Origin of the sequence: Roseibium algae (assembly GCF_037783265.1) — a bacterium.
Classification (GTDB): domain Bacteria; phylum Pseudomonadota; class Alphaproteobacteria; order Rhizobiales; family Stappiaceae; genus Roseibium; species Roseibium algae.
This window is the reverse complement of sequence record NZ_JBAKIA010000021.1, coordinates 38,794-48,360: the sequence shown is the minus strand read 5'-3', so window position 1 is coordinate 48,360 and position 9,567 is coordinate 38,794. Positions and strand designations below refer to the sequence as shown.

General features: G+C 53.5%; 11 protein-coding genes. 9 read left to right on the top strand and 2 right to left on the bottom strand.

The window, feature by feature from the left end:
- Nucleotides 1-403 precede the first annotated feature (403 nt).
- Nucleotides 404-778: a replication initiation protein RepC gene (gene repC, locus V6575_RS21050; protein WP_340277209.1), complete on the top strand. Its 375-nt coding sequence runs from the start codon at nt 404-406 to the stop codon at nt 776-778.
- Between the two features lie 105 nt (nt 779-883).
- On the opposite strand, the gene V6575_RS21045 is transcribed toward repC, so the two are convergent.
- Nucleotides 884-1,819 (bottom strand): LysR substrate-binding domain-containing protein, encoded by a 936-nt coding sequence (locus V6575_RS21045; RefSeq protein WP_340277207.1) that lies wholly within the window; start codon nt 1,817-1,819, stop codon nt 884-886.
- A 173-nt stretch (nt 1,820-1,992) separates the two neighbouring features.
- On the opposite strand from V6575_RS21045, the gene V6575_RS21040 reads away from it, so the two are divergent.
- The 8 genes from V6575_RS21040 (at nt 1,993) to V6575_RS21005 (ending at nt 7,786) form a co-directional block, all read left to right on the top strand.
- Nucleotides 1,993-2,841 carry a transporter substrate-binding domain-containing protein gene (locus tag V6575_RS21040; RefSeq protein ID WP_340277205.1) on the top strand — a complete coding sequence of 283 codons (849 nt, stop codon included), beginning with the start codon at nt 1,993-1,995 and terminating at the stop codon, nt 2,839-2,841.
- A 74-nt stretch (nt 2,842-2,915) separates the two neighbouring features.
- Nucleotides 2,916-3,680: an amino acid ABC transporter permease gene (locus tag V6575_RS21035; protein ID WP_340277204.1), complete on the top strand. Its 765-nt coding sequence runs from the start codon at nt 2,916-2,918 to the stop codon at nt 3,678-3,680.
- Nucleotides 3,677-4,564 carry an amino acid ABC transporter permease gene (locus V6575_RS21030; RefSeq protein WP_340277202.1) on the top strand — a complete coding sequence of 296 codons (888 nt, stop codon included), beginning with the start codon at nt 3,677-3,679 and terminating at the stop codon, nt 4,562-4,564. Before V6575_RS21035 ends, V6575_RS21030 begins: the two co-directional genes overlap by 4 nt.
- 12 nt (nt 4,565-4,576) lie before the next feature.
- Entirely contained in the window at nt 4,577-5,332 is a 756-nt protein-coding gene (locus V6575_RS21025) for an amino acid ABC transporter ATP-binding protein (RefSeq protein ID WP_340277200.1), read from the top strand.
- 11 nt (nt 5,333-5,343) lie between these two features.
- Nucleotides 5,344-6,345, top strand: a complete 1,002-nt coding sequence (gene dgcN / locus V6575_RS21020) for an N-acetyltransferase DgcN (RefSeq protein ID WP_340277198.1) — start codon at nt 5,344-5,346, stop codon at nt 6,343-6,345.
- Entirely contained in the window at nt 6,342-6,569 is a 228-nt protein-coding gene (locus V6575_RS21015) for a hypothetical protein (protein ID WP_422785615.1), read from the top strand. The genes dgcN and V6575_RS21015 overlap by 4 nt, the downstream gene beginning before the upstream one ends.
- 9 nt (nt 6,570-6,578) lie before the next feature.
- On the top strand, nt 6,579-7,433 hold the full coding sequence (locus tag V6575_RS21010; RefSeq protein WP_340277196.1) for a D-amino-acid transaminase: 855 nt from the start codon (nt 6,579-6,581) through the stop codon (nt 7,431-7,433).
- Nucleotides 7,434-7,516: 83 nt separating this feature from the next.
- Entirely contained in the window at nt 7,517-7,786 is a 270-nt protein-coding gene (locus tag V6575_RS21005) for a transposase (RefSeq protein WP_340277193.1), read from the top strand.
- Nucleotides 7,787-8,051: 265 nt separating this feature from the next.
- Here V6575_RS21005 and V6575_RS21000 read toward each other — a convergent pair whose 3' ends face one another.
- Nucleotides 8,052-9,476 carry an ABC transporter substrate-binding protein gene (locus V6575_RS21000; RefSeq protein ID WP_340277191.1) on the bottom strand — a complete coding sequence of 475 codons (1,425 nt, stop codon included), beginning with the start codon at nt 9,474-9,476 and terminating at the stop codon, nt 8,052-8,054.
- Between the last annotated feature and the right edge of the window lie 91 nt (nt 9,477-9,567).

Genomic DNA, 9,567 nt, shown 5'->3' with positions numbered 1-9,567 from the left:
GCCCCGTCAGAACCTCAACCTGCCGTAACTTCGTAACAATCTCCTCCGGCTTTGGTCGCTTGTTGGTCATGTGTTTCCTCCGTTTTCCTAAACATAGCGGAGGACCACTTCAAAGGGGGAGGATCATGAGGCTGCAAGCCAGTTTGAACAGGATCACCAGAACAACATTCAAAGCCCTCAAATGTCATGCGCGGGTGACATTGGTGACACCCGCTTATCTATTACAACCCATCCCGACTCCTCTAATCGTAATGAGGAATGGACTTGCTCTGACGAGCAAGACACTGAATTTCCCTCTGACACCGGCTACGCCGATGAAATGGCTCTTGAAAGGGAGCCTTGCGGCGGGCGCAGGCAATCACAACAGCCAAAACCGCAAGAGGCCAAGCCACAAGAAGCCAAATTGCACGAGGGCAGGGGAGGTCAGCCAAAACGGCTGGAAACCAAGCTCGATGGCGTCTCAATCGGGCTGATCCAGTCCGCCTGTTCGACACTCCAAGAGGAAACCGGGCTTGAGATCAGCACATGGCCAGCCTTGTGCGAAGCCGCTGATCAGTTGCGGGTGCTGATCGGCCTCAGCCAGCCAGCTTTCAACGAGGCAATCAAGCGACAGGGCAGATATCTGGCCGCCGCCTGCATTGCCGTCGTTACCGAAAAAGCCCTGCGAGATCCTGAACAAATCTCATCACCGGGCGGATACTTCCGCGCCATGATCGACAGGGCAGCAGACGGAAAACTCCACCTCAACAAATCTCTCCATGGCTTGGTCGCAGGATGATGAGTATCGGCAGGTAGATCAATGCTGAGGGGGCCATTTGGGAGACGTTCTTGAACTTGTGACACTTAAATTGACGCATTCGAGTCTGCTGAATGGAATGAATTTCTAAGTTAAAAAACTTTGCGACACGTCCGAACCGAATTCGGGCAAGTGGGACCAGAACCGCTCCATAACAGCCGACCCTGTAGCCGTCTTTCTAAATGCCAAAACATTGAGATCGACCGGCGCCTGGTCGATTTCCAGACAGGTCAGGAGCCCTTGTTGAAGTTCGAGTTGCGCAGCGCTTCTCGGCAACCACCCAATGCCCTTGCCGGAGAGAACCATCCGTTTTACGGCCTCTGACATTGAGTTTTCAAAGACGGTGTTGAAATCCATTCCGGCTGACCGCAATTGACGCAAAAGGTCAGATTGAACCTTGCCAAGAAAACAGCCCAGCGAATAGGCCACAAGCGGAAACGGCTCACTTTTTCCGCGTTCCGGAAGAGCAAACAGCGGTGAGCGATCGCTGTCGCAGGCACACACCAGAAGAAACGGATCGGTTGCGATTTTCTTGGAGATAAACTGGCCGGTCTGCAGCACGGGTGGCCCGTATTTGTGCGAATAACACAAGGCCACATCACAACGTCCAAGGGCCAGGGCTTCAACACAGTCATAATAGTCGGTGGCGTTCATTCTCGAGACAAATGAGCCTGCTTCCTGTTCAACGTCGCGCAGCAAATCGGGAAATATGCTCAATGCGATTGTATGTAGGGCACTGAAACTCAATACCTCAATTCCTGTGTCTGCCTGTTGTCGGCATTCATCGCGAAGGCGATAGATTTCTTTTATCAAGCCCCGGGACGCTTCAAGAAACACTTCGCCGGGTTTGGTCAATGAGACCGGGAAGCTACTGCGATCGACCAGTTCGGCGCCAACCCAGTTTTCCAGGGCCTGGATGCGGCGGCTGAAAGCTGGTTGCGTAATGCTCCTTGCGGCTGCAGCAGTCGAAAAATTCCTGACTGCTGCCAACTCCACAAAGTCCTCCAGCCAACCCAATTCCATCGAAAAACTCCAACTTTTTGCGACCTCAATAACCGTAAAGTAACCTTATGCAAATTTTGCATACCTTATCACGAAACAGCATTTCACTCAATTTTGCTTGTGTGCATCAATGCAGGTGAAAACAACAAAGATTGTTAAAAGTAACTAGCTTCCGATATCAGAGGGACACTGACATGAAACCGCTGTTAAAACTATTCACAACGACTGCCGTCGCGACTGCGACAACTCTATCTGCACTAGCTTCGTCCTATGCTGCATCTTGCACGAATGACAGCTGGAACAAAATTCAGGACCGCGGCAAATTGGTCGTGGGTATAAAGGAAGACACAAAGCCTTGGGGTTTCATTGACACCGATGGCAATCTTGTCGGTATGGAAGCCGACATGGCGCAGGAAGTCGCTGATATGCTCGGCGTTGAGCTACAATTGGTAGGTGTTCAATCCTCAAACCGAATGCAGCTTCTGGAACAGGGCTATATCGACCTCATGATAGCCACCATGTCGGATCGCGATGACCGGCGTAAGATTGTGGGTGCTGTTCTGCCCAATTACTACACATCCGGTACGAACATACTTGCGCCCAAAGCGCTCGGGTTTAAGGATTGGTCTGAACTTGAGGGCAAGGCGGTTTGCGGCAAGCAAGGCACTTTCTACAACAAAATTATTGAAGAAAAATACGGTGCGACTGTCGTTGCATTTACCGGAAATGCAGAAGCAAAACAGGCATTGAGGGACAAGCGCTGCGTCGCCTGGGTGTTTGACGATTCATCAATCGCGGCAGATCTTGCTTCGGGTGAATATGAAGATTTTGAAATGCCGCTGCAGACCGAGGATGACAATCCGTGGGCTCTCGCGGTTCCGATCGGCGAACGCGATTGTATCTTTGGCCGCTTTATGGCCGGCATGCAGTATGAATGGCTTCGGACTGGTCACCTTCTCGAGCTTGAGAAGAAGTGGGGCATTCAGGAGAGCGCTTTTCTCGTGAAACAAAAAGACCGGTTCAAAGACTGGTTGGAAGACTGATTTCGTACCATCTCGCGCTGATCTGCTCATCGGGTCGGGTCAGCGCGTGTTTTTCAACGTAGATGGAGACGAAAATGCTCGAGACGATTCCCGAGTTTTTCCGCCAACTGGCGGAGACCTATCCCAAGTGGAATTTCATCTTCTTTTATGACCCGGTTCAGTGGGAAAGGGTCCTGGGCGGTTTGCTGGTGACCGTACAGCTATCAATCGTTTGTGTGATATTCAGTGTGGTGATCGGCACTATAGGAGCTTTGGCACAGGGGTCGCCGTCTGCGGCAATACGCTGGCTTGTTGCAGGCTATATCCAGTTTTTCCGCAACACGCCGCCAATGATCCAGCTTTTGTTCTTTTACTTCGCACTTGGCCAGTTCACGCCAACTGTGACCGGTGCTGATGGCTGGACGGAACAGCCCATCATTTCGAATGTCGGATGGGCGATCGTGTCGCTCTCGTTCTTCGCCGGCGCCTTTAACGTCGAGATTTTCAGGGCCGGTATTGAAGCCGTTCCCGATACGACAAAAGAAGCGGCCGAATCCCTCGGCATGACCCGTCTGCAGACCTATAGAGAAGTCGTCTTTCCGCTTGCCCTGCGTATCAGTCTTCCGTCCTTGAACAACAACCTCGTCAACCTGGTGAAGACCACAACCCAGGCCATCGCAATTGCGGTTCCTGAACTTCTATATGAAATGGTTTCTATCTGGAACGACTACAATTCAGCCCAAAACGCCGCGATGACCGTGCTCTTCTTCACCTACATAGGTCTTGTTGGTGTCCTGATTTTTGGCATGCATCGCTGGGAACGGGCTCTTTCTATTCCCGGATTTGGAGGCACAAAATGAGCGTCCTTCAAAAACATGGATCCCTTATCCCGCAAAATACCGACCTTCCGGTCCTGAAGGCGGTCAAGACGCGACCGATGGATGACCTCAGTCTGTCCCGCTGGATTGCCCAAATGCCTTTATGGGTCATTTTTACCTTTTCGGCAGTCATCCTGCTCTGGCCAGGTTTGGCTTCAGCCCAAACGGCCTACTCGCTGGAAAAGGTCTGGGGCATTCTTTTGAAGTGGATGCCACTTCTGGTGTTCAAGGGGTTCGTTTTGAACATTGTCATCAGCTTCTTCACCATGCTGATAGGCACTGTAGCCGGCGTATTTCTGGGACTCGGCCAAGTATCGCAAATTTATCCTGTGCGGTTCATGTCCTGGATCATCGTGCAGGTGTTCCGCAACTCGCCGTGGCTCGTTCTGTTGTTCATTGTCATGTTGTCGTTTCCCTTCGAGATCTCGCTCGGGGACACGCACATCACCGTGCCCGGCTGGTTCAAGGCCGTGATCGGTCTGGCTTTGCCAGTGATGGCCAACATCGCGGAGATCGTGCGCGGAGCGATCCGCTCGGTCCCGACTGGACAGTGGGAAGCCGCAGAATCTCTGGCGTTCAGCCGCTCGCAAATGATGTGGCAAATCATTTTGCCCCAATGCATCAAGCGGATGATCCCGCCTTGGATGAACTGGTATGCGATCATGACGATGGCAACACCGCTTGTGTCCTTGCTGGGCGTTTCCGAACTCGTGACCCTGTCGCGCCAGGCCATGGAGGCAGAGGGCAACAACCCATCGCTCCTGGTTCCATTCTACGGCTTCGCCTTGGTGATTTTCTTTGCCTATTGCTATCCGATCGCACGCCTGACGCTGCTGCTTGAAAAGCGCTTCGCTGTAAAACTCTAATGGGGGACAGAAATGACCAATACACAATGGGATGAAGGTCAGCCGATTGTTTCCATAAAAAACGTTCGCAAGTCCTACGGTGACCTTGAGGTTCTCAAGGGTGTTTCATTCGATGTTCAAAAAGGTGAAGTGATCTGCATCATCGGACCGTCCGGCTCGGGAAAGTCGACATTGATCCGGTGCATCAACGCGCTTGCCGACATCCAGGGCGGTTCCATCCAGGTCGAGGGCCAGGAAGTTCATGATGACGCTCTCGACAAGCTCGAACTGCGCAAGAAAGTCGGGATGGTGTTCCAGCAGTACAATCTCTTCCCGCATAAGACCGCGCTACAAAACATCATGATGGCACCGGTCAAGGTGCTGAAACAACCAAAGGCCGAAGTCGAAAAACGGGCGCTTGCGTTGCTGAAGAAGGTTCGCATGCAAGGAAAGGAAAATTCCTATCCGGGCGAATTGTCAGGCGGTCAGCAGCAGCGTGTCGCCATCGCGCGCTCGCTCGCCATGCAGCCGGATGTGATGCTGTTCGATGAAGTCACTGCAGCACTGGATCCTGAAACCGTCAATGAGGTTCTTGTCACCATTAAGGACCTCGCAGCCGATGGCATGACTTGCATCCTAGTGACGCATGAGATGGGTTTTGCCCGCGAAGTCGCAGACCACATCTACTTCACCGACAACGGCGTGATTGTTGAGCACGGTCCACCGGCTACCTTCTTCGATAATGCACAGGACGACCGGACAAAAGCTTTCCTGGGCCAAATTCTTTAGCGAAATCCACGATGTTTCAAACACCTTATCTGCTCTTCCTTGGAGACGCGCCTGACCCACTTGCCGCAAAAGTTGCGCAAGGTATCAAGGATTGGCGTCCAGAGCATTGCGCTGGTCAACTGAGACTTGACGGCTGCAAGGCCAATCTTCATCTGCCTGATCAGAGCCTTGAGGAAGCTATTGCCAAGGGGGCCAAGACCCTGGTGATCGGTGTCGCCAATCGGGGTGGTTCCATCTCCCCGGACTGGATGCCGACCTTGATGTCTGCGCTCGAAGCGGGCCTGGATCTGGCCTCGGGCTTACACAACCTTTTGCGGGACAATACCGACCTTGTCAGGCAGGCAGAAAAATATGGCCGCCGGCTTCATGATGTCCGCGTTCCTTCGCAAACCTCAGGAATTGCAAACGGAAAAAAGAGGTCAGGGAAGCGGGTTCTGGCTCTTGGGACCGATTGCTCGGTCGGCAAGATGTATACCTCCCTTTGCCTTGAAAAGGCCATGCGCGTCAAAGGCATGAAGGCAACTTTCCGCGCCACGGGACAAACAGGTATTCTGATCACGGGAAACGGTGTACCGCTCGACGCGGTCGTGGCCGATTTCATGGCTGGCGCAATCGAAGACATCACACCGGATAATGCCGAAAATCATTGGGACATCATCGAAGGCCAGGGAAGCCTCTTCCACATTTCCTATTCCGGCGTCACCTTGGCGCTCATCCATGGTGGGCAACCCGACGCATTGATCTTGTGCGACGAACCGGGGCGTCCGCATATGCGCGGTCTGCCAGACTATAGTTTACCAAGTCTGGAAGCGGTGCGAGACAGCGCCCTGCAGCTTGCGCAAATCGCCAACCCTGCCTGCAAGGTCGTGGGCATCTCGTTGAACACATCTGCACTATCGCCCGATAGGGCGGCGGCCATCTGCCAGCAAACGGAAGACCGGCTTGGTCTGCCGACACTCGATCCGTTCAGACACGGTGCGGAACGACTTGTAGACGCGTTGGCGGACATATGACGATGTTTTCCCTGAAAGTCCGGGCAGAAGAATTTCCCGCAGCCGGTTTCGGGATCATGGTCGGCTGCATGCTGGGGACATCGCTCGCCATGGCTCCTGCGCTTCTAATGGCACAAGATTCCAAATTCGTCGATCTGGATGGACCGCTTCTGCTCGCAAGCGATCGACCGAACGCCCCAACATTCAATGGTTCTCTTATTGAACCGCCAACACAAAACCTCTGAGGTTAAACCATGCGCACAGTTTATGTGAACGGAGATTTTCGTCCGGAAAACGAAGCGACGATCTCGATTTTTGACCGCGGTTTTCTGTTCGCGGACGCGGTTTACGAAGTGACGACGGTTCTGGAAGGAAAGCTTGTCGATTTTTACGGCCATATGGCGCGCCTGCGCAAATCTCTGTCCGAACTGCAGATTTCGCTGTCTTTGTCAGAGGCTAACCTCCTCGATATACATCGGAAACTGGTGTCAAAAAACAACATCACGGAAGGCCTTGTTTACCTGCAGGTGTCTCGTGGTCCGGCCGATCGGGACTTCGTCATCTCAGAAGATGCCGAAACACCGGGCGTTGTCCTGTTCACCCAGGAAAAGAAACTGGTAGACAACGCACTGGCGCAGCGGGGTCAGAAAATCCTGACCGTTGAGGATCAAAGGTGGCGACGTTGCGACATCAAAACGGTCCAGCTTCTTTATTCCTCGCTTGTGAAAACCGAGGCCCATCGAAAAGGCGCTGATGACGTCTGGATGGTGCTTGATGGCGAGGTAACGGAAGGCTCATCCAACAATGCCTATATCTTAACGGAAGACAACACCATCGTAACCCGGGCGTTGTCCAACGACATCCTGCACGGCATTACCCGACAAGCGGTCTTGCAATGCGCTCGAGAACTGCAGTTGAAAGTGGAGGAGCGCAGTTTCACAGTGGACGAGGTCAAGGCGGCAAAAGAAGCATTTTCGACCTCCGCAACTGGTCTCGTTAATCCGGTTGTTGAAATCGACAGCGATGTCATCGGCAAGGGAACGCCTGGTGAGGTCGCCTTAAGACTGCGGGAAGTCTATCTAAAGGCTAGCCTTGCCGCGGCAGTATAGAGCTGCATATGCCTGGGAAACACCGCTGGCGCTGAACATGAATTTAATCGGCCCATCTGATTGGTCCATCGGAACGACGTTGATTGAGAGGCTATTACGGCAACGCCAACCGCGAGAATGCTCGAAAAGCCGAGGCTGTGCCGGTTATCCCTTATAAATCAAACCGGCGCGACATTCCCAGGCACTTCGCCAAAGCGCTCTACCGGGGTCGCGCACGCATCGAACAAATGATGGGGAAGCTCAAACGCTTCAAACGTGTCGCCCTGCCCTGCGAGAAGACCGCTAGAAACTTCCGGTCCATCGTCGCTATCGCCGCTGCATTCATCTTGATCAAATCCATCCACTCGGCCTAGCAAGAGATAAAGGCCATTAAGGACTAGGCAGTTCGATTGGGTTCAATCCTACCTTACCATAACATCCTTGCAGGTAATGCATAGTGGTCAAAGTGGGGACGGGACAGTGCTTACAAATCTTTGCGACAGGCCCCTTACGCCTCCGTGGGATTTCATAGGTGCCGAAATGGCTTGCGAAAAGCTCCATGCGGCCCCTCAGGATAAAACAGGCGTGCAAAAGCCCGCCTGTTAGTTGTTTCTGATATTTATAAACTGTTCGTGTGTATCACTGTGCGGGCGTCATGTCGAAGGCGCGCATCCAGTCATCGCCGCGTGGCGTGTAGTCAACCTTGGCGGATACACCGTACGTGGCGGGTTGCGCATAGAGGAAGAGCACGGGAGCCTCGTCACACATGATTTCGGTGGCTTTTTTGTATGCGGCTTCGCGAATTGCGATATCTGTCGTGGTCGCGCCAATCACCAATTGCTCATCAAAGCCGGTGTCGTTCCAGTAGGAATATTGGTTGCCCGGTTTGAACAGTGTGAGCAGTCCGTCCGCGTCGATCGTTGGCCATGCTTGGCCGAGCAGGGACAATTGGCCCAGATCGCCGGCCTTGCGGTACTTGTCGAGGTAAGCACCGAATTCCATCGTGATAATGTTGGTTTTCACGCCCACATCGCCAAGCATTTGCGCGACCGCCTGGACAACTTCTTCGCCTTGCAGGTAGCGATTGGAAGGCAGTTCGAATTCGAATGTCTGGCTCAGATCGACACCGGATTCCGCAAGCAGCTTTTTCGCCATCTCGGGGTCGTATGGGTATGCGGCGAGATCTTCGTTGTAACCAAAATAATTTGGCGACAGAACCTGACATTTCGAGGGGTTGGCCAGGCCACCAAACAGGGCGTCCGCAATCAGCTCCTTGTCCACGGCGTAGTTGAGCGCCTGGCGGAACTTCTTGTTGTCCAGGGGCGCTTTCTCGGTGTTGTACTTGATAAAGATCGACCTGGTGCTGTCCACGGCGCCGGCTTTCGCAGAGCCGCTTTCGTTGATTCTCGCGATTTCCGAGGCAGGCACGCTGCTGATCAGATCAACCTCGCCTGCCATGAGCGCCGCGATACGACTTGCGGTTTCGGGGATGACCCGGAAGGTGACGCTGTCAAACTGCGCGGTGGTCTCGCCCCAGTAGTCCTGGTTCGGCTCCAGGGTGATATGATCGCCGGGGACGTTTTCTGTCAGTCTGTATTTGAAACCAGACAGTGTAGATGTCACGGGATCGTTCTCTGAAGCCCATTTGGACGGCAGGAGCATGAACATGGATAGCTGCGCCGGCAAGGCCGGGAAGGGGGCCTTGGTCTTTATTTCGAATTCCGTGGGTGACAGGATGTTGACGCCCTCGATCTGAGCAAACCAGGAGGAGATGCGCATTTTCTGTTCGGGGTTTGTCACCCTGGCGATATTCCACGCAACGGTTTCCGCATCCAGTGGTTCGCCGTTGGTGAAAGCGGCGCCTTCGGTCAGTGTAAACTTCCATGTGAGGTCGTCGACGGCCTCCCAGGATGTCGCAAGCGACGGGGTGAGCTCCTGATTGGGCGCGCGCAGGATCAAGGTCGGGTAGATGTGGCTGAGCACGGACAGATCGAGGTTTACGGACGCCGATGCATGCGGATCCAGCGTGTTCACGGCGGACGTCTGGGCAATCGTGATGTCCATTGCCAAAGCAGAGCCTGCGAAAGAGGTTGCAAGGGCTGAAGACACGACAAGTCTAGTAAGATAATTCATTGTGTTCCCCGTTGGTGGATGG

Bases quoted from the DNA above. Each gene is read 5' to 3' on its own strand.
- V6575_RS21045 (WP_340277207.1), bottom strand. From the start codon at position 1,819: ATGGAATTGGGTTGGCTGGAGGACTTTGTGGAGTTGGCAGCAGTCAGG.
- V6575_RS21040 (WP_340277205.1), top strand. From the start codon at position 1,993: ATGAAACCGCTGTTAAAACTATTCACAACGACTGCCGTCGCGACTGCG.
- V6575_RS21035 (WP_340277204.1), top strand. From the start codon at position 2,916: ATGCTCGAGACGATTCCCGAGTTTTTCCGCCAACTGGCGGAGACCTAT.
- V6575_RS21030 (WP_340277202.1), top strand. From the start codon at position 3,677: ATGAGCGTCCTTCAAAAACATGGATCCCTTATCCCGCAAAATACCGAC.
- V6575_RS21025 (WP_340277200.1), top strand. From the start codon at position 4,577: ATGACCAATACACAATGGGATGAAGGTCAGCCGATTGTTTCCATAAAA.
- dgcN (WP_340277198.1), top strand. From the start codon at position 5,344: ATGTTTCAAACACCTTATCTGCTCTTCCTTGGAGACGCGCCTGACCCA.
- V6575_RS21015 (WP_422785615.1), top strand. From the start codon at position 6,342: ATGACGATGTTTTCCCTGAAAGTCCGGGCAGAAGAATTTCCCGCAGCC.
- V6575_RS21010 (WP_340277196.1), top strand. From the start codon at position 6,579: ATGCGCACAGTTTATGTGAACGGAGATTTTCGTCCGGAAAACGAAGCG.
- V6575_RS21000 (WP_340277191.1), bottom strand. From the start codon at position 9,476: ATGGACATCACGATTGCCCAGACGTCCGCCGTGAACACGCTGGATCCG.